The 23,860-nt window shown below is 67.2% G+C and carries 25 protein-coding genes; 14 read left to right on the forward strand and 11 right to left on the reverse strand.

Going from position 1 to position 23,860, the window contains the following annotated elements; translation table 11 throughout:
• Positions 1–8: 8 nt before the first annotated feature.
• The 11 genes from ABMY26_RS23880 (at position 9) to ABMY26_RS23930 (ending at position 10,409) form a co-directional block, all read left to right on the forward strand.
• Positions 9–1,592, forward strand: coding sequence for a hypothetical protein (locus tag ABMY26_RS23880; RefSeq protein WP_372397108.1), 1,584 nt, complete (start codon positions 9–11; stop codon positions 1,590–1,592).
• A gap of 2 nt (positions 1,593–1,594) precedes the next feature.
• Complete coding sequence (locus ABMY26_RS23885) at positions 1,595–2,560, forward strand: hypothetical protein (protein WP_372397109.1); 966 nt, start codon at positions 1,595–1,597, stop codon at positions 2,558–2,560.
• Positions 2,557–6,489: a hypothetical protein gene (locus tag ABMY26_RS23890; protein WP_372397110.1), complete on the forward strand. Its 3,933-nt coding sequence runs from the start codon at positions 2,557–2,559 to the stop codon at positions 6,487–6,489. Before ABMY26_RS23885 ends, ABMY26_RS23890 begins: the two co-directional genes overlap by 4 nt.
• On the forward strand, positions 6,479–7,141 hold the full coding sequence (locus ABMY26_RS23895; RefSeq protein ID WP_372397111.1) for a hypothetical protein: 663 nt from the start codon (positions 6,479–6,481) through the stop codon (positions 7,139–7,141). The genes ABMY26_RS23890 and ABMY26_RS23895 overlap by 11 nt, the downstream gene beginning before the upstream one ends.
• Complete coding sequence (locus tag ABMY26_RS23900) at positions 7,128–7,592, forward strand: hypothetical protein (RefSeq protein WP_372397112.1); 465 nt, start codon at positions 7,128–7,130, stop codon at positions 7,590–7,592. Before ABMY26_RS23895 ends, ABMY26_RS23900 begins: the two co-directional genes overlap by 14 nt.
• Complete coding sequence (locus ABMY26_RS23905; RefSeq protein ID WP_372397113.1) at positions 7,592–8,416, forward strand: hypothetical protein; 825 nt, start codon at positions 7,592–7,594, stop codon at positions 8,414–8,416. The genes ABMY26_RS23900 and ABMY26_RS23905 overlap by 1 nt, the downstream gene beginning before the upstream one ends.
• Before the next feature lie 75 nt (positions 8,417–8,491).
• A complete protein-coding gene (locus ABMY26_RS23910; RefSeq protein ID WP_372397114.1) occupies positions 8,492–9,103 on the forward strand; it encodes a hypothetical protein in 612 nt (203 codons plus the stop codon).
• A gap of 7 nt (positions 9,104–9,110) precedes the next feature.
• A complete protein-coding gene (locus ABMY26_RS23915; RefSeq protein ID WP_372397115.1) occupies positions 9,111–9,275 on the forward strand; it encodes a hypothetical protein in 165 nt (54 codons plus the stop codon).
• Positions 9,276–9,325: 50 nt separating this feature from the next.
• Entirely contained in the window at positions 9,326–9,913 is a 588-nt protein-coding gene (locus ABMY26_RS23920) for a glycoside hydrolase family 108 protein (RefSeq protein ID WP_372397116.1), read from the forward strand.
• 77 nt (positions 9,914–9,990) lie between these two features.
• Complete coding sequence (locus tag ABMY26_RS23925; RefSeq protein ID WP_372397117.1) at positions 9,991–10,335, forward strand: 3TM-type holin; 345 nt, start codon at positions 9,991–9,993, stop codon at positions 10,333–10,335.
• On the forward strand, positions 10,269–10,409 hold the full coding sequence (locus tag ABMY26_RS23930; RefSeq protein WP_372399071.1) for a hypothetical protein: 141 nt from the start codon (positions 10,269–10,271) through the stop codon (positions 10,407–10,409). Before ABMY26_RS23925 ends, ABMY26_RS23930 begins: the two co-directional genes overlap by 67 nt.
• 792 nt (positions 10,410–11,201) lie before the next feature.
• Here ABMY26_RS23930 and ABMY26_RS23935 read toward each other — a convergent pair.
• From ABMY26_RS23935 to ABMY26_RS23945, 3 genes are all read right to left on the reverse strand, one after another.
• Complete coding sequence (locus ABMY26_RS23935) at positions 11,202–11,750, reverse strand: hypothetical protein (RefSeq protein WP_372397118.1); 549 nt, start codon at positions 11,748–11,750, stop codon at positions 11,202–11,204.
• Positions 11,747–12,307, reverse strand: coding sequence for a hypothetical protein (locus ABMY26_RS23940; protein WP_372397119.1), 561 nt, complete (start codon positions 12,305–12,307; stop codon positions 11,747–11,749). The genes ABMY26_RS23935 and ABMY26_RS23940 overlap by 4 nt, the downstream gene beginning before the upstream one ends.
• A 94-nt stretch (positions 12,308–12,401) precedes the next feature.
• Positions 12,402–13,223, reverse strand: a complete 822-nt coding sequence (locus ABMY26_RS23945; RefSeq protein WP_372397120.1) for a transporter substrate-binding domain-containing protein — start codon at positions 13,221–13,223, stop codon at positions 12,402–12,404.
• A 58-nt stretch (positions 13,224–13,281) separates the two neighbouring features.
• On the opposite strand from ABMY26_RS23945, the gene ABMY26_RS23950 reads away from it, so the two are divergent.
• On the forward strand, positions 13,282–13,596 hold the full coding sequence (locus ABMY26_RS23950) for a multiprotein-bridging factor 1 family protein (protein ID WP_372397121.1): 315 nt from the start codon (positions 13,282–13,284) through the stop codon (positions 13,594–13,596).
• 574 nt (positions 13,597–14,170) lie between these two features.
• Here the strand turns inward: ABMY26_RS23950 and ABMY26_RS23955 are convergent.
• The 7 genes from ABMY26_RS23955 to ABMY26_RS23985 form a co-directional block, all read right to left on the reverse strand.
• Positions 14,171–15,841 carry a recombinase family protein gene (locus tag ABMY26_RS23955; protein WP_372397122.1) on the reverse strand — a complete coding sequence of 557 codons (1,671 nt, stop codon included), beginning with the start codon at positions 15,839–15,841 and terminating at the stop codon, positions 14,171–14,173.
• Between the two features lie 154 nt (positions 15,842–15,995).
• The gene (locus ABMY26_RS23960; protein WP_372397123.1) at positions 15,996–16,484 is read right to left on the reverse strand and encodes a recombinase family protein; all 489 of its coding nucleotides are present in this window, start codon (positions 16,482–16,484) and stop codon (positions 15,996–15,998) included.
• Positions 16,485–16,572: 88 nt separating this feature from the next.
• Entirely contained in the window at positions 16,573–16,749 is a 177-nt protein-coding gene (locus ABMY26_RS23965) for a hypothetical protein (RefSeq protein ID WP_372397124.1), read from the reverse strand.
• Positions 16,750–17,058: 309 nt separating this feature from the next.
• A complete protein-coding gene (locus ABMY26_RS23970) occupies positions 17,059–19,245 on the reverse strand; it encodes a hypothetical protein (RefSeq protein WP_372397125.1) in 2,187 nt (728 codons plus the stop codon).
• The gene (locus tag ABMY26_RS23975) at positions 19,242–19,670 is read right to left on the reverse strand and encodes a hypothetical protein (protein ID WP_372397126.1); all 429 of its coding nucleotides are present in this window, start codon (positions 19,668–19,670) and stop codon (positions 19,242–19,244) included. The genes ABMY26_RS23970 and ABMY26_RS23975 overlap by 4 nt, the downstream gene beginning before the upstream one ends.
• Positions 19,671–19,945: 275 nt before the next feature.
• Entirely contained in the window at positions 19,946–21,181 is a 1,236-nt protein-coding gene (locus tag ABMY26_RS23980; RefSeq protein ID WP_372397127.1) for a DNA-binding protein, read from the reverse strand.
• A gap of 241 nt (positions 21,182–21,422) precedes the next feature.
• Positions 21,423–22,211: a hypothetical protein gene (locus ABMY26_RS23985; RefSeq protein ID WP_372397128.1), complete on the reverse strand. Its 789-nt coding sequence runs from the start codon at positions 22,209–22,211 to the stop codon at positions 21,423–21,425.
• 268 nt (positions 22,212–22,479) lie between these two features.
• Between ABMY26_RS23985 and ABMY26_RS23990 the strand changes: the two genes are divergently transcribed.
• Complete coding sequence (locus ABMY26_RS23990; RefSeq protein ID WP_372397129.1) at positions 22,480–23,016, forward strand: hypothetical protein; 537 nt, start codon at positions 22,480–22,482, stop codon at positions 23,014–23,016.
• 29 nt (positions 23,017–23,045) lie between these two features.
• Positions 23,046–23,345 (forward strand): hypothetical protein, encoded by a 300-nt coding sequence (locus tag ABMY26_RS23995; protein WP_372397130.1) that lies wholly within the window; start codon positions 23,046–23,048, stop codon positions 23,343–23,345.
• A 257-nt stretch (positions 23,346–23,602) separates the two neighbouring features.
• Here ABMY26_RS23995 and ABMY26_RS24000 read toward each other — a convergent pair whose 3' ends face one another.
• Positions 23,603–23,848, reverse strand: a complete 246-nt coding sequence (locus tag ABMY26_RS24000; RefSeq protein WP_372397131.1) for a hypothetical protein — start codon at positions 23,846–23,848, stop codon at positions 23,603–23,605.
• Positions 23,849–23,860 lie beyond the last annotated feature (12 nt).

A 23,860-nucleotide genomic window follows, 5' to 3' on the forward strand; every position in this document is an offset into this window, starting at 1 on the left:
GGGTCTGCATGGATATCCACCTGTACGACCTCGTGGCCTTTCACCGGGCCACGGGGCACATTCACCGCTGGCCGCTCTGTGCCGGGTCGGTCGCCTACCAGTCCCGCAGCGACGACGACCCGGCATCGGTTACGTGGCTTCCGCTCGTCGGGCAGTGGCCGACCGTCGCGGTCACGGCGGCGGCCGACGGGGCGCGAGCGCAGATCGACGATCTGCGGCTGATGAATGTGCGGCAGACCGACGATCTGCCGCGATTTGCCTCCGTCTACAACATCACCACCGCCACCTGGGAGCGGGTGTTGCTGGGCGCCCGGCCGCTCAACACCCTATTGACCGACTACATCGTCCAATCGGTGACTGAGCGGGTGGTGGCCGCCGGGGCGCCCTTGAGCACCGCCGTGACTGTCTGGCGCGCCAAGGCGGGCAAGATCGCTCCGGGGCGTTCGGACCTGAAGCTGCCGGTGTACGACCGCCAACTGGACTTCGACACGCCGATCCAGAAGGACACAGCGAAGTATGCCGGCACCGGCGGCTACGAGGGGCCGGCGACGATGAAGAACACGCTGCGGGAGCGGTGCTTCGGGCACTGCCCCTTCGTCCAGCCTACCTATCTCGGCGTGATCGACCAGGGCAGCGGAAACGGTGGGCTGCTGCATGTCTGGTCCGTCAACGGCGGGCTGCCCATCGAGGACGTGCCGCGCGGCTGGTCCGGTGGCGTCGCCGTCAGCAAGACCGCCGGCATTCCAGGCTCCAACCAGTTCAGGGTCGATGTCGCGACCGGCAGGGTCTTCACGGCGATCCACTACGAGGATTTCAGGCTGGAGGTGAAGGGCGATAAGACCGGCGGTGTCTGGCGCCGCTACATCGGCGAGGTGGTGGCGTTTCTGGCGGTCCAGCACGGCGGGATCGTCACCGCTGCCGATGTCGGCGGCATGGATGCGGTGCCCCGGACCATCGGCCTCTACCTGCCGGCCGGCGATGGTCGCACCCACCGGGACGCCTATGGAAAGCTTGTCGGCTCCGTGCCGCGCGGGCGCTGGTTCATCGACCTTTCTGACAAGCTGGTGGTGACCCGCCTTCCGCGCGCCACCGCAGTCACGCCGACCCGCGCCTACAGCAAGGCCAGCGGCGCCATCGACGGTCTGAAGCCCACCGCCGGCAGCAGCGTCACGCCGACGAAGAAGGTCACCGTCCTCTATGCCGAAAACCCGAGCGCCGCATCCACCGCGGCGGCTGACGCAACAGCCGCGGACGCGGCGCTTTGGACGCAGCAGTGGCGCGAGTCCGACACCGCCACCGACGCCCTGATCGAGGCGGCCTATGGCGTCAGCGCGAAGACCGACCGCATCGAAACGGCGCTGACGCTGAAGGCCGACGCGGACGCAGAGGCGCCCCTCTGGTTGGCCGAACGCGCAAACCCGCCACAGCCCTATGAGGTGCGGGTCCGGGACGGTGCCCCCGGCCTGTGGATCGGGGGCGGAATAACGGTGGTCGACGACATCGCCGGCTTCGAGGAAGGCGGAACGCTGGTCATCACCGGCCGGACCAACCGAGACAGGGGCGGCGGCGCCACCCTCTACGCGGAGCGCTGACCATGGGATCTATCTACTCCTTCCTGGCCGACCGGAACGAGGTGCAGAACGGCCCGCTCGACAACCCGGTCACCATCACCAGCAACGTGCAATGGGCCGCGACGGCGCCGCTGGAGTCGATGCTCACGACCCCGGTCTCCGACCGGGCGGTGTCCCTGGCCATCGGTGATGTCGACCACGCCACCGGCGCACCGATCAACCCGGTGACCATCACTCTGACGTGGCAATACCCGATCTTCCTCACCGTGGCGTCGCTCTGCGACACGAACCTTCGACAGTATGCGTTCTGGCGAATGGAGGCGTTCAGCGACGCAGCCATGGGGGATGCCGATCTGGTGGCAACCTCGGTGGTGGATGGCGTGGACGCCAACGTGGTGCCGGGCCTGACTGACCCGGAGGAAATGCCGGCGGGAGCGCCCAACCAAATGCGTGGCGATCTTGATCCGCGCGACCTCCCGCTGCTGCCGATCAACATCCACTGTGCGGTGCCGCAGTGCCCCGTCGTCGTGATCCGCTGGACGCTGTGGGGCGGGGCATTCCGCCCGGACGGGACGGATGACAACGGCTATCGGATCGGCCTCGCGTGGGCAGGGGATGGCCTGATCTTCAGCCGGCACGTCGGAAAGAGCGGCGAAGGCGTCAAGGACAATGACGAGGTGATCGCCGGCACCGGCGGATCGGCCTGGGTCGAAGAGGGCATCGCCAAGCGGACGGTCACTATCGGCCGGGAGGTGACCGACCGAAAGCTCCGGGACGCGCTGTTCAAGATGGCGCTTCGGAGCGGCAAGCGGAAGCCGCTGCTCTACCTGCCCAGCATCGCCGACCCAACCGATCCGGCAAGCACCGCAGACCCGGCGGCAAACTTCCTCTATGGCGGCCTCTTCCGCCGATCCGCAGACCACAGTCAAACCTACATCAGTGGCCGCTACACCTCGACAAGCGCCGAACTTGAGGAGTTCAAGGAATGATCCTATCGCAACTGGTGCAAGACGCGATTGCGCGCCTCAAGCAATACAATCTCGGCCTCTATAACTCGGCGTCCAATAAATTCGGCCTGTCTGGTGTCGGCGGCATGGCCGCCAACTGGAGCCGCCACAGCAAGGACATTGCGACCACCTGTGAGGCAGTGGCGAGCATTGCCGACACCGTGGTTGCCAGCACCGCCGATGCAGCCGGTTCCGCGACCGCAGCGGCCGGCAGCGCTATTGCCGCCGATGCATCGCGCTCGGCCACACAGACCCTGCTGACCCAAGGGCAGGCGACGGTCCAGGGGCTGGTGACCCAGGCGCAGACGGCCCGCGACGGCGCCGCTGCCGACCGGGCGCTGGCGCAGAGCTACATCGGCACCGCCACCGACGTCCGGTTCCCGGCGATCAACTATCGCTTGGCCTCGGCGTGGGACGGCACCGGTCAGCCCGCCGTCTACTCGCTGACGGGGGTAGTGGCGGTATATCGCTACGACACCCGCCTCGATTGGGACCGGGGCGCCTGGCGCAGGGGCAGACTGGCGCGGGCGTCGACTTGGTATCAGGAGACGCTGAACACCGCCACCCGCGGTGCCAAGAGGGAGTTCCCGGTGGTGGCGCTGATCGTCGCCACCGCGTCATTGGTGGTGATCTACGACGCGCACGATCTGGACAGCTCCGGCTCTCCCAGGATGTGGATGGTGTTCTCGAATGGGAACGGAGCGCTGCCCATTGCTGCGGTCGCGAACCACGCCATCACCAGCATTTCGGCGCGCAACGGCCTGATTTACTTGGGCATGGCGGCCTCCACCGGCTCCCCCATCATCGGCATGCCGTTCTTGGACATGCTGAAAGACCGATCCGGCCGCATCACGGCCAGCGGGACATGCATCCGGACGGTCGGGCTGGCGAACCGCGGCGCCACCGTTTCCTTGGAAACCTCCTACCCGACCCCGGCCCTCGTCCACAATTCCGTGACATGGGTGGACATGCGCGTCCTGCCCGGCGCGCTGCTTGACCCGGTTTCTCGCCTGCCGGTCCCTACGGTCGCGGTGGCGACGGCAGGCGGGGCCTCGGTGCTTCATCCCACTGGTCTGGTGGCGAGCATCACCGGCACAGCCACCGGCTATTCGCGAGTCGTGCTGCATCCCGACGGCTGGATGATGCTACGCGACACCATCGGCGCAACCGTTCGCGCTGGCCGGCTGCCCTATGCCACCGTCACCGAAACCGCTTGGCAGGTGAAGCGCTACTTTCCGAGCGCCTATCCGGCTCTGCTGAACGCGAACACCATGGCCGTGTGCCCCATTGCGACCGGCCATGACGCCGGTCTGGTGATGTTGGCTGAAGATCGCGGCAACCCGGACAACGGCATGGTCGCGTACGTGACCAAGGATTATGCAACGGGCTGGATGCCCGGCGACACGCGGCTGGCGACCCTGTGCGACGGGGCCGGAAGCAATGGCACGAGCGGCGGAAATATCTTCACCGCCGGCAGCAACGGAACCATGGATAGCACTGCTGGATTTGCCACGATAAACGCCTCATTGGCGTCTACGGGTGGCGAACTGGTGGTGACTTCGACCACGACTTCCGGCCCTTCCATTGCTGACTCCACATATTCGGTTACGGCGGGTGTTCCGCTTACGGTTGAGGTGACTTACCGCAGGGGCACAACCGCCGGCCTTGTCTATATGCAGGTCACCGACGGAACTTCCGGCTCTCCTGTCCTGATCGGGACCGGCACCAACAGCACGACCAACATCACCGACCGAGTGACGGTTGTGCCGACCGGAACACAAATCACCATTCGCCTCTACCACGCTCCCAACGCAGTTGGTCAGACCGCGTTCTTCGATAATGTTTCGGTGCGGAGGGCCGGGCAGTTCAGCGATGTCATCACCCAGCAAACCGTGGTGAATGATGCTCTTTCGTCGGCAGGTTCCTGGACTCTTTCGGCCGTCACCGCGAACACCGCCGCCGGCACATTCGATTGGTCGGCCAGCGGGGGTTACGCCGACTTGGTCATGACCGGCCTTCAGGTCGGTCAGCAGTATGTCGTGGTCTTCGCCTTGTCGTCATGGACATCCGGTGTGTTGGAGTGCCGGTGCCCCTCCAACGCCCCTGATACGACCGCCCAGGCCGCCGCCGCCGGCACCTTCACCAAGTATTTCACAGCCACCTCCGCGTCGATGACGCTGCGCTTCATCGCGACAAGCACGCTCACGGCGAGTCTGACCTCCGTGCGCGTCGACATGCTGGCTGCTGACCGCTCCTGCAAAGGGAAGGGGCTTATCGCCGTTGGAACGCTGTCCCGGATGCTTCTGGCTTCCGTCAGCGACCAATGCGAATACAGCGGCTTCGGGGGCAATGCCTACTTCGACCAGCCATACAACCCGGATCATGACGCGGGGACAGGTGACTTGGTGATCCGTTTGCGCGGCGGGTCCAACGTCGCCAACGGGTATTTCTTGGACCGTGATAGCCCGAGCGCTACCGGCGCCCGCTTCAGCATCACCGCCAACCTGAACAAGGCGGCGTTTGTCATCAGCGATGGGACGAACAGCCTCAGCCTCGTCAGCTCCACCGACTTTACCGGCGCCAACAACCCGCGCCATGTCTGGACCTTCATCGTGCGCCGCGCGACGCAGACCGCGGAAATCTGGTGCGATGGCGCCCTCGACGTTTCGACCAGTTGCGCGTCTATTGGCAGCCTCACCAACACCTCCGCCCGGCTGCGCGTGGGCGAGCGCGTGGCAGCGTCTGCCCCAGCAACGGGCCTGTCGGTCTCCATGTTGCGGATTGGCACCTACGCCCCGCCCCCGGCGCAGATCCGCAAGATGGACGCGGACGAGATGGCCGCAGCCGCCGGCAAGATGATGTTGGGCGGCACGACCAACATTGTGCAGGGGCTTTCTCTGGATGAGGAGAGCGGCGTTCTGTCTGTGGCGACCGCGGACGGCGTGGATCAGTTCGCTGGGCTTCGTCGCATCGCTCACGTCAGCGCCTATTCGCAGACCACCGGCGCTGAGAAGGTGCCCAATGCCGGCGGACCATTCGCTGCCACAACCGGCTGGACATACAGCAACGCAACGTCGGCCGTCGTGAATGGCGAGATCCGGCTAACCCAGGTTAGCACGTCGAACTGGGGTGAAGGCCGCGTGGATATCCCGGTCACTGCTGGCAAGCCCTTGGTTGTGACATGCCGGTTGCATGTTGGGACCGCGGCGAGCGCGGACATTGCCATCTTCGACGGCGCCACCGGGCTTGGAGTGTTGCAGACGACCTCCACGACACTGGTCGAGAAATCCATGCTGGTCACGCCGTCGTCGTCGACGCTGACGCTCATCATGCGGAACCAATCTTTGGTGGCGGGCACGACCTCGGCCTTCGCGCTGGTCTCCGCCAAGGAGGTGGGGGCGGTCTCGGCCAGCAGCATCACCTCCGTCTCTGCCGGCGGCGGAGCGCTGCTGATCGGCACCGCGGCCGAGGCCGGTGTGGTGACCGACTTGCAGCCGCTCAAGGACGATCTGCGGCAGGCTCTGCCGCAGCCGGCCAACGACATCGTGATGGAAGGGGTGACGGTCGACGCAACCCCGCTCGATCTGGGCAAGGTCTTCGTGATGGAAGGCGAGTCCGTCCAGATCGAGATGGAGGTGCAGGCCACCGAATACGGGCAGACGCCAAGCGAGGGCGCCAGCTACACCGTCCGCGCCCGCGTGCGCCGAAACCTCGGCGGCAATGCCCAACTGATCGGCTCCGCCTATCACGTCACCGTGGACGAGACCACCAGCACCATGGACGCAACGGTGACGGTGGACACGAGCGCGCAAGCCTTCAGCGTCAACGTCACCGGCAAAGCCTCCACCCGCCTGATCTGGCGGGCGCGGCTGCGCCTCAACTGGATCTCGGAGGTCCGCCATGCTGCATGACGAATACAAGGATGATGGGGTGTGGCTGCGCCGCTGGACCCTGGTGGCCGGGTATCCCCGCTGCATCGAGGATGCGGTGCCGGTTGACCACCCCGACGCCGACGCAATCCGCGCCCGCAATGACCGGCTGCGGCAGGCGGTGGAGGCGGTGGAGGGCTTCGAGGCGGCGCAGCGCCTGATCGCCCAGGTGGAGGCCGGCACCCTGCCGGCCGAAACCGTTGAGGTGCCGGTGATCCAAGACGAGCCGCAGCCGAACCCGCGCCACGCCGCCTATGTGGCCGCCGTGGCACTGCTGGAGAACGCCCCGGACGAGCCGCTGCTCGCGGTGGAAATGCCCGGCATGGGCGAAATCGCCAATCCGGCCCGTACGGCGTGGCTGGATGCCCAGGCGCTGCTCGCGGCCGGGGAACCGGTCGAGACGGTGACGGTCCCGGTCGCCACGACCGAGGAGCAGCCGAACCCGGAATGGATCGCCTATCAGGAAGCGCAGGCCGTGGTCTCTGGTGCCGATGCCACGACTCGCGCGCTGGCGCTGATCCGCGCCACTGGCGAGCCGCCGGCCGAACGGCTGGAGGACGGCGCGGCGAACCAAGCGCGGGAGGAATGGCTCGCGGCGCTCGAACAGATGGAGGCGGTGAATGCGGACGAATAACCAGCGCGGAACCATCGAAGGCATGGGGGCGCCTTCCAACTCGGACGAGGCCGCCCGCAAGGCCGATGTGGACGCCATCAAGGGGGGCGTCACCTTCACCGGCCCCGCCATCGTGGCTGATGCGCAGGGCACCATCGCGAGCGGTGCCACCGCCACCCCCGACGTGACCCCGACCACCGGCAAGCAGTGCTTTTCCTACGCGGTCAATGGGAATTGCACCCTCGGCGCCCTGACGGGCACCGCGGCGATGGCGGCCGATACGGCGGTTGCCGGCTCGATCTATCTCACCTTCACCGGCGCCTATACGGTGACGCTCGCGGCCTTCTACAAGCTGCCGACCGGCGTCACCAACAGCATCGCAGGCGCCGCTGGCGAGGTGTGGCGGGTCGATTTCCAGTACCGGAAAACGGCGGCCCGCTGCTCTGCATCCGCTATCAAGGAGGCGGCGTAATGTTCCCCGGCGGCATGCTCGGGAGCGCCCGCAAGCTGAAGAAATACGGCCTCCAGATGAAGGGGGCCGGAGCCGGAGGCGGCGGCATCGACACGGGCGGCAACAATGTCGGCGGCAGCGGCAGTGACGGAAACACTGTCCGTGTCGATTTCTGGGCGTATCAGTTCGACCGGCTGGACCTCGCCATCGGCCCGAGAGGTGTCGCCGGCTACAAGGAGCCGTTCGATCCCATAAATTCCCCGCTACAGGGTGGCACTGGCGGCGGTCTCGGCGGTTCGCCAAGCGGCGTCGGCCAGAGCGGCGTCGGAGGCCAAGGCGGCGGAGCGACGCGCGCCACGCTCTGGGGCAAGCTCATGGCCGGCGCGGCCGGCGGCGGCGGCGGCGGCGGCGGTGGCCGGAACGCCAGCGGCGGCAACGCTGGGGAGTTCGGGACGAACCCGGCGGCCATGCCGTCAAATGGTTCCGGCCAGAACGGCGCCACCCCCTCGGGCGACGGCGGAACCGGCGGCGGCGGCGGCGAGGCCGGCAGCCCTACCGTCCCCGGTGGGCAGGGCGGCCAAGGCGGGCAAGACGACAGCGGCCGATCCGGCGGCGGCCGGAACGGAACCAATTTCACCGATCCGACCATGACAACGACGTTCAGCGGTTCGGCCGCGGACCTGTCCGCCTACGGCAAGGGCGGAAATGGGGGCAATCCCTCCACCAATTACGGCTACCGCGTGGGCGATGGACAGGACGGCACCGGCGGCGTCGCGCTGGTGACCGATTACGAGACAGGCCAGAGCTTTACGATTACCGGCAGTCAGGGTTTCACCCTGCCCTGATCGACCGCGACAACACTCCAAACCCGATCAACCCGGCGCCCACGAGGCGCCATTTTCATATCTGGAGTCTGCATCATGAACATCGCTCTCTGGCCGGCTGTCGCCGGCTGGCTGGCCGCGCACGCGCTCACTCTGGCGCTCGCGACCCTCACCCTGGCTGTTGCCTGCCGTGAACGCGGGCAAGGGCATTCCTGGCTCGGCACCACCGGCGCTCGGCTCCTGTTCTGGGCGCTGCCCGTCGGCGCCGTCGTCTATCTGCTGCTGGCCGGGCAGGCGCTCGATCTGCCGGCGGCTATCGCGGCGGCCGAGTGCGCCGGGCTTGCGTTCATCGGCATGGCGGCAATCCCCCACGGCGCTGGGCAGAACTTGCGGGTTCCGTGGTCGGTTGACGCTCACTCCGATAATTGGCCGGCCGACGACTCCCTGTGGGGCATCACCCGGCCCGAGCGGCTGGGCTATCTCCTGTCGGCGGGCGTGGTGCGCCTCTGGCTGCTGTCCCTGCCGCTGCTGTCCACCCACCCGGCCGCCCTGTGGCTGCCGCTCGGGGGCGTCGTCATGCCGCTGGGCTACCTGCTCGGCACCCGCATGCCCCTGCTCGGCGTGCGTTTGACGCGCGCCACCGAGTGGGGCGAGTTCCTGACGGGCGCCGGCTTCGGCCTCGTTCTGGCGATCACCCTGGCTGTGTGAGGCTCCCATGCCGAACGCTCCGTCCCCTGCCGAGCAGGAGGTGCAGCAGGCGCTGGCGGAATGCGGTGGCAACAAGGACGCCGCCCTTCTGCTGCTCGCCCTTCTGCTGACCAAAGCCCGCGGCGGGCTGTCCGCCGGGATGCTGCGGCTGCCGCCTGCTGACCGGCGATAAAAGCGTTACAGGCGACCTGTAACGCATAATTCCCCACCATGGAGACCATCATGGCTACCACGCCCACCGGCGCGGCGATCCCGCGCGACCCCATCGAAGCCATCATCGACACCATCCTCCGCCGCGAGGGGTGGCCCCGCTACACCGACCGTCCGTCCGACCGCGGCGGCCCGACGAAGGGCGGAATCACCCTGGAGACGCTGACCGGCTGGCGGAAGCGCTCCGTCATAGCGGCCGACGTCGCGGCGCTGGACGAGGCCGAGGTGCGGGCGATCTACCGCGCCCGCTACATCGAGGAGCCGGGCTTCGCCGGCATCACCGACGGCGCCCTCCGCGCCCTGGTCATTGACAGCGGTGTGAACCACGGCCCGGCCCGTGCCGGGACATGGTTGCAGGATGCGGTCAACGATCTGGCCGGCCGGCCGCTCCTGAAGGTGGACGGCGCCGTCGGTCCCAAGACGCTGGCCGCGGTCAACGGCGCCGATGCGGCCGGGCTGCGGCGCGCGGTCTTCGTGGCCCGGATGTGCTTCTACGGCGACCTTATCTCGGGCGATGCCCGGAAGCGGGGGCGCACCGACGACCAGGCGCTTAATGCCGCTGGCTGGCTGAACCGGCTGGCCGAGTTCATGGACGCCTGACCAGCCCAATCACTGATTCGTCTGTTCGCCCGCGCCATCCCGGCCGCGGGCTTTTTCATGCCCAGAAGGAGGCAACTATGGCTGTCGCTATCCCCCTCATCACCGCCCTGACGCCGCTCGTGGCGGATCTGCTCGGCAAGATCCCGGACCCGGAGGAAAAGGCGAAAGCCGCCGCGTCGGCGAATGCGCAGCTCGTCGCGATGCTCCAGGCCGGCGATACGGCGCAGATCGGCGTCAACACGGCGGAGGCCAGCAACCCGTCGCTGTTCGTCTCGGGCTGGCGCCCGGCTGGCGCCCGGCTGTCGGCTGGGTCTGCGTTCTCGGCCTGCTGGTCCAGACCGTCGGCTACCCGCTCATGGGCTGGGGCCTGTCGATCTGGTCGCCCGGCACGCCGATGCCCCAGATCGACACGGATACGCTGATGGGGCTGCTGGTGCCGATGCTCGGCCTCGGGGCCTACCGCACCTTCGAGAAGGTGAAGGGTGTGGCTCGTTGAGCATGGCAAGGGCCGCCCCAAACCGGGCGGCCCTTTTCTGCTGCACTCGCGGATTTGGGGAGCCTGGGCGCGACGCTCTACGGCTGGATGCGAGGTGCCGGCTTTATGCATACTCGGGAATGACGGGTTGTCCGTCTACACAGCCCAAGGGGGACATGCACATGCAATCAGCACAAATGAAAGTCAGCGACTCCCTGCCCTTGGCAACCGAGAGCCTGACGGCTTTACGCGCCAGCCTGACGGCCACGGCTGCCGAGCAGCAGTTGCGGCCGGTGGTCTCCGACGACTGGCAGGCGCTGGAAGCGCTGAACGCGCACCACCGCGACAATTGGTTCGAGCTGCTGCCCAGGCCGTCGGCCTCGCCGTGCTTCTGGATCGGGCTGGCGACGGCCGAGGGCGAGGTGGTGGCCGTCCAGGCGTCCATCCTGCTCGACTGCCGCGCCCGTCCCTACGCCGCGCGCCTCACCGATCTGACGGCCTTCTATGACGCTGGCGCCGCCCCTCCCGACGCCTATTGCTTCGCCGCCAGCCCGGAGGCCCGCGAGACGCGCGGGGCGGTGGCGATGATGTCCAGCGGTTGGGTGCATCCCGATTGGCGCGGCGGGCACCGCGACCTGTTCCACCTGTCGGGTCGCTTCAATCGCCTGGAGGCAATCGACCGCTGGTCGCCCGATCATCTGGTTGCCCTGGTCGAAAGCAACGTCTCCAGGATCTGGACGGAACGGGCGGTCGGGGAGCGGCATATGGACCGCCACCCGACCATCATGTTCCACCAGCCTGGAGAGGGCAGGATCACGCTGCATCTGATGCGGTTTCGACCGGACGCAGTAGTCGCGGACCTGCAACGTCGTGCATCTTCACCGCCGACAGGATCGCTCGATGCTGACCCTGCCGCCAGCCGATCAGCGCATGGCTGAAGGAGAAGGGGCGGCCGATCCCGGTCACCGACACCTCGTTGACCACGGCTTCCCCGCTCTCGATGGCCTCGGCGTATTCCCGCGCAATGGCCGCCGAGAACTCGCAATGGGGATCCTCCACCTCCGGCTTGCCCAGCACCATCCGGCCCCAGGCTTCGCCCAGCGTGTCCAAGGCGGGCCTGCCGATGAACCGGAAGAGTAGCGGCCCGCCGCCCTGCTCGGACGACAGGAAGCTACAGCGGGGCAGCAGACCGGACTCGCGAAGGAAGCGGACGAGTTCGGGGCTGCCGTGCGGGTAGCGCCGGGCCTCGTCCATAATCGCCTGCTGCCAGTCCAGCGCCTGCCGAACCGTGCGGCGCTGGACCACCACCTCGCAGGCGGGCGGCTGGATCGCCGCCGGCCGGAACTGGAGGATCTTGGTCACGCGGCCCTCCCGGCTAAGAAAGGCGCCATCATCGAGTCGTAGACCAGCCGCGCCTGTTCGGGGGTGATGCCCGCCTTGACGGCGGCAGCCTCCAACAGGCGGTCAGCCGGCACGGCCGGGACGTTCAGCATGGCCGGCGCCTCGGCAACGAAGGCGGCCTCCATGCACGGCAGCCCCGCGGCCTCCCGCAGTTGATGCGAGACCTGGATGCCGGCGAGGAACGCCCTGATGCTGTTGAGGGCGGTGACGTCCGCCTTCCCCTCCGCAGTGGTGTAGGACGGCAGGCCGGTATCAGGGCACAGCAGTTGATCGAGGATCGCCATCGTATCGCCGACCGTGTGCGGGGTGGCCGCGAGGATCGCGTCGATCATCGGCATCCACCGAGTCGCCACGGTCTCGTCCGTCTGGTGCGCGGCCAGCAACCGGCGGACAGCTTCGACCGCCTCCCGCAGCGTCATTCCGAGCGAGGGGATCATGCTGGTGTCGGCCGCGAGCCGGCCATCACCAGCCGCCGTTTCGTTGCCGGCGCTGGTGGTGGTATCGTCGCTGGTTCTCATTGGTGCTTGCTCTCCATGGGAACGAATTGCCGGACGATCTGCCGTCGTCCGGTAACGGGCGCCCGGCCTCGCCAAAGGCCGGGCGCCTACTCGGCTATCGAACCGAAACGTCGTAGCCAAACCATTGCGCCGACAGGCGCGAAGCGGTGCCATCTTCGGCCGCGCTGGCGATAGCCCTGGTGATGCGTCCGGCCAGCGGATTCCCCTTGCGCACCGCAACCCCCACCCCCGCGCCCAATACGCCCCGGCTGAATGCCGGCCCGGCCACCGCCACCCGCCCGTCGGCCTTCGTGATGGCTTCCAGCGCCGACCGGTTGCCCAGCAGCGCGTCGACGCGGCCGGCGGCCAGATCGAGCGCCGCGTGGTCGATCTTCTCGTAGCTGCGCACCGTGACGCCGGGAAACAGCGTCTCCATCATCCGGGCGTGGATCGTCTGGACCTGGACCGCCACCGTCTTGCCCTCCAGCGCCTTCGCCATCGCCGCGACGCCCGGCTGGCCATCGCCAGCCGCAAGGTCGATCCGCGCGATAGCCGGGAAGGAACCGCCGAGCGGCGAACCGTGCTGGACGGCGAACATGGCCGGATCGGCGGCATAGGCGGCGCTGAAGTCGACCATCCGCTCGCGCTCGGGGGTGATGCTGACGCCCGCGATCACCGCGTCATACCGGCCCTGCTGGAGGCCCGGCAGGATGCCGTCCCAATCTTGCGCCACGACTTCGCAGTCGGCCTCTATCCGGCGGCAGAGGTCGCGCACCAGATCCACCTCGAACCCGACCAGCTTGCCGTCCGCGGTGGTGGCGTTCCACGGCGCGAAGGCGCCCTCGGTGGCGATGCGGAGCTTCAGGTTCTCGGCGGCGGCCGGCGCGCTGAACAGGGACAGCGCAGCGGCGGCGAGAAGGAGCGAGCGGCGGATCAAAGCTGTCTCCATTGGCTGTATGGTCTATACGTTGGCTAAATAGGTAACTCGGTGGCGCTTGGCGGTCAAGCTCTTTGGTGTTAGTTTTAGCCAAACAGCTAATTCGGGGATTGACGTGACTGTGTTGGAGTTAAAGGGGGAGCAACTCCGAGCCGCGCGGGCACTGCTGCGCTGGTCGCAACAGAAGCTGGCGGAGGAGGCTTCTCAGGTCAGCCCGGTATCGGCGAACACCATCAAGCGCTGGGAAGCGATAGACGGGCCAATCAACGCCACGACCACGGCCATAAATGCCGTGCTGCGCGTGCTGCTGAACGAGGGGATCGAGCTGCTGAACGACGGCGCCCCTGGCGCGCGGCTGCGGCGCGGCAAGTAGGGGCGAACCCCGGAAAAAGCGGACACGGTAGGCACTCCAATTGCTACACATCGGCGTCGGCCGACAGTGGGCGGCGTCCAGCCCTCGCGTACGAGGGGGATGGACAATGGTTGGTGCGCCGGGTCCAGACCGGTGTGCTCGCGAGCCGGGGGAACTCCCACTCCCCCGGCCCCACTCTTCCGAGCAGGGCCGCACTCGCAGAAACACCATAGCGCGATCAAAAAGCTCCCAAAAGGGGGTATTTGATTTCGCGTGAGTAATGGTTGCATAACTCAGTATGCAAAATGCGACGCAAACAGCCTTTCGCGGCAGTTTTGCTGACGAATTGTGACGCAAGATGCGGCGGAATGACGCGCTGCCAGACGATCAAAGAAATACTTAGATGCAGAAGCATCTTCCCAAGGGACCGGCGCGAGGGTTAACCTTCGAGCGCTGGTGTGTCTGCTTCCCTTGTCTGCCGAACCGCTCGGTGACTTCCCAAGATAATCAAAACTTATACAGACAGCGAACCATTAGGAAGTGAAGTTTCCTAGGGGATTTTCAGCGCTGGCGTAAGGGGCGCCGCTCCAGCCCGTCAGCAGGCCACCGTTATGGTCAGCCGATCATTACTGTCCCGTCGGTAGCGGGCCGCTGCTACCATCGTTGCAGTCCTCCCGGCTGCACTGGAAGCCCCGCCCAGGTAATCCTGGGCGGGGCTTATCAGTTTTTCGATCAGCCCGAACGCCTTGACTTGGGTCTGGCCCCGCCGCTCCCCGGGATGAACATCGACGCGGGCGATCAAAGCCCGGGCGGCGTTCATCGCTTCTTGCCGCGCGACATCGTTCACGAAGGCGTCCTCGCACAGCGACTCGACCTGTTGCCGGTAGTGGTCGATCGTCGCCGTGGGGAACTCGACCACGCCGCCGGCCCTCCCCTCCATTCTTTGGATGGCTGCGAGTTCGGCCTCCGCCGCGACTTTCTCCTCCTCGAGCGAGGCCAGCTTCTCGCGCATGGTCGTGCTCGCGACGCCGTCCGCGATCGCGTTGACGATGTTGTCGATCTGCCGCGTGAGCTTCCCGAGGCGCGCGGCAATGTCCTCGCGCCCGCGTTGCCCCTCCTTCTCGAGGCGCCGACGCTCCTCGCCATAGACCTTCACGAAGAGGGCGACGGACGCGGACGATAGGAGGCGGCTCTTGATGCCGGCAATGACCCGCTCCTGAAGGTCGCCCACGCGGATTGTCCGGTTGTTCTCGCAGGTTCCCGACTCCCGGTACGTGGAGCAGGCGAGCTGGTCCTTGGACTTGACGGTGTAGGACCCGCCGCAGCAGCCGCAGCGGACCAGCCCGGAGAGGAGGTGCTTCGGCCGGCGGGCGTGCTCCGCTCCCCGCCGATTGGAGAAGCCGGCCTTGACCGCCTGCACCCGGTCCCACTGCTCGTCCGTCACGATGCGAAGTCCGGGAACTTCGGTAATCTTCCAGTCCTCGAGCTTGTTCAGCCGAGAAACACGCTTTCCGGTGTCGGGATCCTTGTCCATCCGCAATCGGTTGTAGATCAGGATCCCAATATACGCTTCATTGTAGAGAATGCCGTTCCGTCGAGCGGCGTTCCCGTTGATCGTCGACGCGTTCCATTTCCCGCCATCCGGCGAGGGAATGCCGCGGCTGTTCAGATCCTTCGCGATCGCCCGGGGGCTGAACCCCAAGGAGACCTTGTCGAATATCTCTCGAATGACAGCGGCCTGCCCCTCGTTCACGAGTCGCTTGCCGCGAACGAGCTTTCCCTTTTCATCGAATTCCCGCACTACGTCGTAGCCATAGCTCAGGCCGGCCGGAACCCTCCCCTCTTTTGCCCGCCCCTCCTGCCCGCGACGCACCTTGAAGGCGAGATCACGGAGGAACAGGGCATTCATGGTGCCCTTCATGCCGATGTGCAGTTCGGAAACGAGCCCTTCCTGCACCGTGTCGATGACAATGCTGCGATGCTTGAGCCGCTTGAAGATCGCCGCGATGTCCTCCTGGTCGCGCGACAGGCGGTCCAGCCCTTCGGTGATGACGGTGTCGAACAGGTTAGCCTTCGCATCCTCGAGCAACTTCTGCGCCTGAGGACGCGTCCTCAGATGGGAGCCGGAGATCGCGTAGTCGGAGTAGACGCCCACGATCGTTCCGCCCTGCCGCTCGGCATGCTGGCGACAGATACGGACCTGATCCTCGATCGACCGCTCATGCTGATTATCGGAGGAATAGCGTGCATAGATCGCGACTTTCATGCTGGTCCCGTCCTCTGAAAACGCGTTTGTGTGTGCTGGATGAATGGCGCTGGGGAACTCGCAACGGGTCCGTTACTTTGACGCACCCGGCATTCGCGATCCCCCTTCCAAGGTTCTCAAGCGCGGCGATGTGTGCGAGTGCCGGGATGAGTTCCTATTTGCAGCCGAGTTCCCGTTCCGCCTCGTGGCTGCCGCGCAGGTCGGTCGAGTCCCATCCCGCTTTCGCCTGCCCCTCCTGCCCACGACGCACTTTGATGGCGAGACGACGCAGGAGCAGCGGATTCATCGTGCCCGTGCTTCCGACATCCCGTTCGGAAATGGCCCCCTCCTCCAACGTGTAGCTGGTGATGTTGTTATGGGTGAGGCTCTTGAAGATCGTCGCGATTCCCGCCGGATCACGCGACAGGCAGTCCAGCCCTTCGGTGATCACCGTGTCGAAGAGTCCGGTCTTCGCGTCTTCGAGCAACCTCTGGAGGCCGGGGCGCGTCTCCAGATGCAAGCCGGAGAACCCGTCATCGGAATAGGTGGCGACGATCATTCCGCCATGCCGCTCCACGTATTCCTGACACAGCCGGATCTGGACATCGGTCGACCGATCCTGCTGGGTGATGGAGGCGCGGCGGGCGTAGATTGCGGCTTTCATTGAGGGTTCGTCCTTTGCGAATGTAAGCGTTTTGTGATGGATGGCGCCGGTCGCGGCGCGCCAGCGTTGGAAGATCGCGTCGGGCTCGTCAGTCGACGTGCCCGCTCTTCGCCGCCAACTCCTGTTCGTGATCCTTGCGAGCGGCGCCACGCGCCAGCGCCCGGATAAGGTCTTCCAGAAGCTGCTCGGCCTTGGCGTTGGAGCTGTTGTCGTTGGACTCCTGCGGGGTCTCCGGAGTCGGTTGCTGATGGGAACGCGCGGCCATCACGGAGCATTCCCCATCTCGAGGGCGGGATAGAAGGCCCCGGACCAACCGCTCCTGGGCGGAACGGAAGCGCATGGGCCCGACGTCCTCGGCCATGAGCGCAACCCGCAGAGCGGGCGCGGAACGCTGTCAGTCGGCTCCGCGCCTCCGACCATCATGACCTTCCCCTGTCCGCGCATCCTGCACCCTGTTCAGCCGGAGGGCCGGACGAAATGTCCAGCTGCTGCCTCGGCTCGGGCCATTTGGGGCCGTCGTTTTTCGGCATCCCCCGTACAGCGAAAAAAGTTCAAGACGTTTGAGCTGAAGCTTCTATTCGCCAGTCCAAGGACGTTCCAAACCCGTTCGGAATCTTGGACCGTTGTTTTCTCTGACGGAGCTGGCGCCTGTAGATGTCCGGTCGATGACGTGGACGGTCGCTGCGGCAGGCTGATACTTCCGGTCAAGCCAACCCTCATGGGCTTCGCTCGCGTCCGGGTGGTTGCGGCCGATCTCCTGGGTCAGGAATGCCTGGACCGCTTCCGAACTCCTGCCAGCGAGTCGTTCCGACAGCCAGCTCCGGGTGGCAATGAGAAGTGCCCGCCATGCCTGGTCCAGGCGACGCCGATGGGCATCAGGGTCATCACCCGAGAGCCGGCGAGAGTTCCACCAGTCCATCAGGGCGCCGGCGTAGATCCTGAGGAGGGTCACGATGCTGTCGTCGGGAGCGGGGGACGGGATGAGCGCGGATGCCGCCGACGTCGTGTGGCTCGGCGTCTGAGCCGTCAGGTCGTTGATCAACCGGGTGGTCAGCTTGGTGTTGTGCGCAGCGTGCCGGCGAGCCTCCTCCATCTGCGACACGGACGACGGATCCCAAGTCTGTCGGGCGCCGTAGTCCTCGCGCTCCAGCCGGTCAGGCATCGGGGGTGGGGATGGCCGGCGCCGGTCACGACTCGAGAGCCCAAGGCGGTCCAGGTGGTCGGCGGCCGGCATGTTGATCGGCATCGGCGGCTTGGTGCCCGCGCGGCTCCCGCTCCGATCGACAGCCACGGCGGGATCGTCCCGCTCGGGAGCGGGATTCTTCCGCCGATCGGCAATTGGAGATCGTTGAGCGGGTGTCTGCGATGGGATCTTCGCTCTGGCTGTTTCCTCCTGGACCTTCGCCGCCTTCCTCCGCCGTAGGGGCGCCGCCCTGACATGATCGAGGCCCGATGGAACGTCGGCGCTCGAGGTGGTTCCGGACCGCACATCCGGCGCGGCAGGCGGAACGGCGGCCGTTCCAGCCGCCGTCGGCAACGGAGAGGAAGCCGTGACGGGCCGAACAAGTTCCGCCGACGGTCCGTCCACCTCTCCCTCCTCAGCGTCCGCGGTGCCGTGGAAGCCGAAGGCGGAGCTTGCCTCTGGAATCGACGCGTCGGCCCCCAGCCGGCAGATGACGGGCATCGGCAGTGCCGGTGCCGATATCACGGGGATCTCGTCGTCGAATTCGCTTGCCCAGTACGCCTCGGCCTCATCCTCCAGTGTCGGCGCCGGCGTGGCGGACGTCTCGAGTTCGGCCGGCAGGACTGCCGGTGCGCCAACGAACGGGTCGGCCTTGTTCGAGCGCAGCCCCTTACCCTGCTGATCGGTTCCTCCATGCCGGCTGATGCGAAGCTCCTCGACACTCGGAAGCGCATCGATGACGCCCTTGAGGTCCCCGCGCACCCGCGCCGCCGTCCAGGCACCCCGCTCGCCGGTCCCCAGCAGGCGATGAAGCGCCCATGACTCGCCGCCGGCATCGACGGCGAGCACCGTGTCGCGCCGGTCGCCCCGAGCGAGAACGAAGCCTGCCTCGGCCAGGGCGGCGCGGCGCGCGTGCGGACCATCGGCGGAGTGCCATGCCGCGGCGACGATCTCAGCGGCAGCGGCCTTGCTGCAGCCGGAACGGCTTTCCTGCTGTGCTTCGCTCTCCGATCGCGCGGCCCTCGGACGCCGCCCTGCGGTCAACCTCCTCAGCTGTTCGGCTTCTTCGCTGTAGCCGTTCTGCTCGAGATAGTTCACAACCGCCCGATTATGGGCGCCCCGCGTCAGGGGATGCGCGAAGCTCAATTCGCAGAGCCGGGCGACGACCTCGTTTACGCGGTGTGTGAAGGCGAGATGAACGGCCCGACCGTCCGTCCGGACGCGCAGGTAAACGCGATGCCGGTGGCTGGGCCGGCCGGTTTCACCGGGCTTGCCGTGCTCCACCTCGATGTAGGGCTGTCCATGGAGGCAGTGCTGCCATTCATAGATCCTCCAGGCCTCGGCCCACTGCTCCCCCGACAGGGGCTGGGCGGGCGAGATGGCGGCGTGAACGAAGAAGTCGCGCGCTCTTGAACCGGAGAGCCTCCATTGCGCCTCGAACTGGCGGAGAGCGAGGTGGACATCCAAGGCGACAATGTCGCGCCCGCCGACGATCTCCACAGATTCGTTGGTGTCGGCGCGGGTCAGGTGAGCGGCGAGCCAAGCGGCACCATCGCGCTGAGATGTCTTGACGATCATGGTGTCCGCTTCCCCAGCGTGGCGGCGATGATCCGTTCGGCCAATTCCAGAACGGTCTTCTCGGCTTTGGCGTAGCCGGCCATGGCCGGCTTGACGGCGCCGGCGTTGCCGCGGGCGGCCAATTGATTGAGGAGCGTGCGGATGTGCCGTAAGTCGCTCTGTAGTGCGCCGAGGAGCGGAAGCGCGGCCTGAAGTTCCGGCGGCGCCACGACCGTCCGTGGGCGACGGATCTTCGGGATGGCATGCCCGGTGGCGGAGAGGGCGGCGGCACGCGCATACTGCGCCGCCGACATCCCACGTTCCTCGCCGGCGCGCCGAAGCGTGTCGAACTCGCTCGGCTTCACGCGGTAGGTGACGATGCAGGAAAGGGCGCGCTTTTCGCCACCGCTGCCGATGCTTCCGGGGCGTCGGGTCGTTCTCGGCATCGTGACCTCCTGGGCAGGGTCCGGAGAGGCAGGCCTCTCCGGCGGGCGGGTCCATGGGAGGGCGTCCCTCCCTGGCGGGGTCCACGGGGCGGAGCCCCTGGCCGGCCCTGCGCGTGTTGGAGCCCCTTGGGGGCGTAAACCGCGCACGGCTGGCCGTCGGCCCCAAGGGGCCAGGACGACTGCGGAGATGGCAGAGGACGACGGCGGCGCAACGGGGTGAGCTGCGGTTGAGAGGAGAGAAAGAACGGCGACGGCGGTCGCCGCCGTTCAGCGCGTCAGGTGGTGGGGGCCGGCGACATCGGCGGGCTGGGCGATTCCCCGTCAATCGAGGGCGGTGCAGCTAGCACCAAGTCAGCGAAGGGCAACGGCTGATCCGCAGATGTCGTCTCTTCACTCGCTGGCGGGGTATCGACGTCTTTCACCGTGTGGCCGGCGCCCGTCACCTTACCGGCGGTGTGTTTCGGCGAACGAGCGCCATTCCGAGATGGCACCGACGCCTTCGGCACGGCGGTGTGGGCCAGTCCGGTCAGACGGTCGACGACCTGCTCCAGCGCCTTGGCCCGCCCGATGGCCTCGGCGCCGGCAGCGGCGGCGGCCGACAGCTCAGCGATGCGGGTCTCGGAGGCTTGCGCGGCGGCCTCCAACGGGGGAACGCGGGCGGCGACCCTGGTCAATTCCTCGCATTTGCGCTCGGCCCGGCCGGCAGCTTCCCGCAGTTCCTCGATACGGGCGTCAGACGTTCTGAGATCGGCTTTCGACCGCTCGAGGTCGGCCTCCAGCGAGGGAACGCGTGCGGCGACCTTGCTCAGTTCCTCGTGTTGACGTTCGGCTCGGCCGGCGGCCTCCCGCAGTTCCTCGATGCGGCCCTCAGCCGTCCGAACCTCGGCCATCCGCTGCTCGAGGTCGGTCTCCAACGCGGGAACGCGCGCCGCCGCCGCCGTCAACTCGCGAATGCGATCGAGGGCGCGGTCGGCAATGGCACGCAGGTCATCGAGGTCGTCGGACGCCTCGAGATCCACGGCGGCCAACAGGGTGGCGACGATCTCCTGCAGCGCCTCGACCTCGCCGGCCGCAATGCTGAAGTCTGCTTCGGCCTGTTGCCGGCTCTCCTCGCAGGCCTGCCACAGCGCCTCGGCTTCGGCTCGCGCAGCGGCGACGGCGGCGCCTCGAGCCGCAGCTCCGGCTTCGAAAAGCTGCTGAGACCGCTCCCTCTCGGCGGCGATCGTCGTGGTCAGGATGCTGGCGAAGGTCCGGGTCAGCCCGTCCACGGCCTCCCGCCACTCGACCGGCAGTTCGACCGGCGCCTCTTCCGAGGGCGGCGCCGACGACGGCGTGGGCAGTGTTGCCGGCGGCGGCGAGGCGGCGGCGATCTCACGCAGGTGGCGGCAGACCGTCGTCTTTGAGCCGCGGATCAGCTCCACAATCTTGTCGGCTGAGGGCTCGATCCCTTGATTGCGGAGCGTGTTATAGGCGGCCTGCACCGTCGCACGCGTGGCTTTTGTGGCAGACATGTGATCACCTCCTGGGTTGGTGGCATCGGAGATAGGGGCACCAGAAGGACGATCCACACGACGGAGGAACCGGTACGGTACGGCCTGGAACGGTACAGGCCGGTATGGTCCGGTATGATCTCGACTCGGTATGGTACGGCACCCTCTCCCAGGCCATATCGAATCGTCCTGCCCTAGCGTCCTCCGCGACGGAAGGCGCCAGGGCAGATTGTCACGCTGTTTCTGGTCCCGGCCGAGGTCGTCAGGGGGCGTAGGGGGTCTCGACGCGCGAGAACGGCAGAGAGCGGCAGATGCCCCGCAGCGCCTGTAGGGTTGGACGCTCGAGCTCGAGGCGCAGGCGGTCGAGCTGCGCGTCGGGTACGGCGACGACGAGTCCCCCATTCGGCGCCCCGGCAGCCGCCAGAACGTCGTTGAGGCGGACCAGAGCCTTGGTGGCCTTGCCGGCGTCGGTCTCGATCTCGTAGAGCCGGTGGAGCCGGCCGCCGCGCAGCACGACGACGTCGACCTGGGCGAGGCTCCGTTCGGCGGCGGCCTGGCCGAGCGCCGGCAGGGTCAGCGTCAGCCGGCTTCGCAGTTCGGGGTGCCGGCCACGGTCACCGGGCGGGAGATAGACGGCGTCGCCGAGCAGGAGGTGAACGCTGGCCAGCAGCCCCTGGAGGCGCTCGTGCCGCGAGAGCGGGCGGGGGAGGCCGGCGACGGTCGCCGGCGCTCCGGCCCCCGACAGAGCGACGGCTCGGATGAGGGAACCGGGCTGCACCTCGATGTCGGGATAGGGCCGCTTCCGGGCCTGGGTCAGCAGCTTGGAGCGCAGCTCGTTGGCGATCTGCACCGTCGCCTTGCCGGCCCGGTGCGAGCCGGAGGCGACGGCCAGCAGTTCGGCGAGGCGGTCGGCGTGGAGCCAGCTGCCGAGGAGGTGCCGATGGCGCAACACCGTCAGGGCGTCATTGGCGAGGGAGCCCGGTCGATGGCGGACAGGGGCGGGCCTAGTGGGATCGACGATGGCGGAATCCAGAAGGTCGGGATGAAGCATGGCAATCTCCTGCCCATGATCTGCCGCCCGGCAGGATGCCGGTGGCGGGGCAAGACGGGCGGAATGACCGACCGGTGCCGCTGTTCTGCCGGATCGCCCCCATGGATCGCCACCCCGCCGAGCGGCGGCGGTGCGTCCCAAGGCGGTGTAAGTGATGCGCATTTTTCGGGAACCACCCCGCCGGCACGATCCCATATAAGCGTCAGCTCCTGCTCTTGACCGCACCGATCCACAAATCGGCCGCCGTCGTCATGACAGGAGGTCCTCCATGCGCGTTGTCTACATCCACTCTTCCGCTTCCTCGACGGTCGATCTGCTCGATCGGCACGCCGACGTGATCGCCGGCGCCCGGATCCTGAGGGACAGCAGCGCCGATCAGGCCGGCCGCGATACCCTGCTGACCCTCCTCGCCGAGGACGACGAACTTCTCGTTCCGGGTCTCGAGCATCTCGGCGCCAGCAGCAGCATGATCCTGGCGTCATTGCGCCGCGCCGTTGAGGCGGGCACCCGCGTCACCCTGCTGCAGGACGGCATCGACGGCGTCAGCATCCTGCGGGCCGCCGCTCTCCTCGAGGCACTGCCGGACGCCGATAGGCCATCGTTGCGCCGGAACAGCCGCCCTTACCGCCGCGCCACGCCCAAACGCGTCGCCGAGATCCTCGCCCTGACTGCGACCGGCACGCCGATCCGGGTGATCGCAGAGACGGTCGGGCTATCGTCCGGCACGGTCATGCGTGTCCGCCGCATCCATCGGGTTCTGCCCCACGCGTCCTGGCCTTCCGACTGCCTGGGCAGCGCCGACTGATCCTCACCGTCAGGAGCGAGACCCGATCCATGCAGCCCAACCGTCACATCCTCATTCATCTCGACGGCCGCCGCCCGACACGAACGGTCGCCGTGTCACTCGAGCGTTGCGTCGTGATGATCCACCGCTATACGCCCGACGGACTCTACGATTCCAGCGAAGTGATCGACCGGCTGCCGACTCCGGCCGAAGCCCGTGAAGCGCTGTGCCAAGCCCATCTGAGTGACCACTTCGCCGGATTGTCACAGGGCGATCGGGCGGACATCATCCGGAGGCTCGCCCTCATCGCGGTGGGAGATGCACCGCCGGGTGAGCATCGCACCCGGTAAGGCTGCCGGCCTGGCGGAATCGCTGATGCCGTGCAGCCGGTCGGTTGGGGACGGATTTCGAGATCGACGCCCGTCCCCATGGTCTTTCTCAGTCCCGGGCAGTTCCGCGTTGTTTCTGCCCTGAGGCCCAAGGTCTGTATCGACGGCGGCTTCGGCTTTCGAACAGAACCTGGTCTCAACCCTTCGCCATAGCGTCGCCGGTCATGGTCGAGGGGGGCCCCCCGGCGGTTGCCCCTTCCAGAGTGACGAACCAGCACTCACCGGGCGCGTCGGCCCCGCACGCCCCGGCCCGTCGCCGGAGGATCGTCGGCCTTGCCGATGGCGGGAAATTCCCCGTGTCGGTTGGCGTCGGTGACGCCGGCGAGCAGATCGTCCAGCCTGTAAGACGGGGGCATGCTCGAGGGTACAGCGACCGCACCATAGGCCCGCAGTCCCGGACCGCGCCGGTTCGGCGCGGTGCCGGTGAAGGCGATGCCCGGCAGCTGCGCCAGCATTGCCGTCACGCGCCTGACCTC

Source organism: Azospirillum sp. HJ39 (assembly GCF_041507355.1).
Classification (GTDB): Bacteria; Pseudomonadota; Alphaproteobacteria; order Azospirillales; family Azospirillaceae; genus Azospirillum; species Azospirillum thiophilum.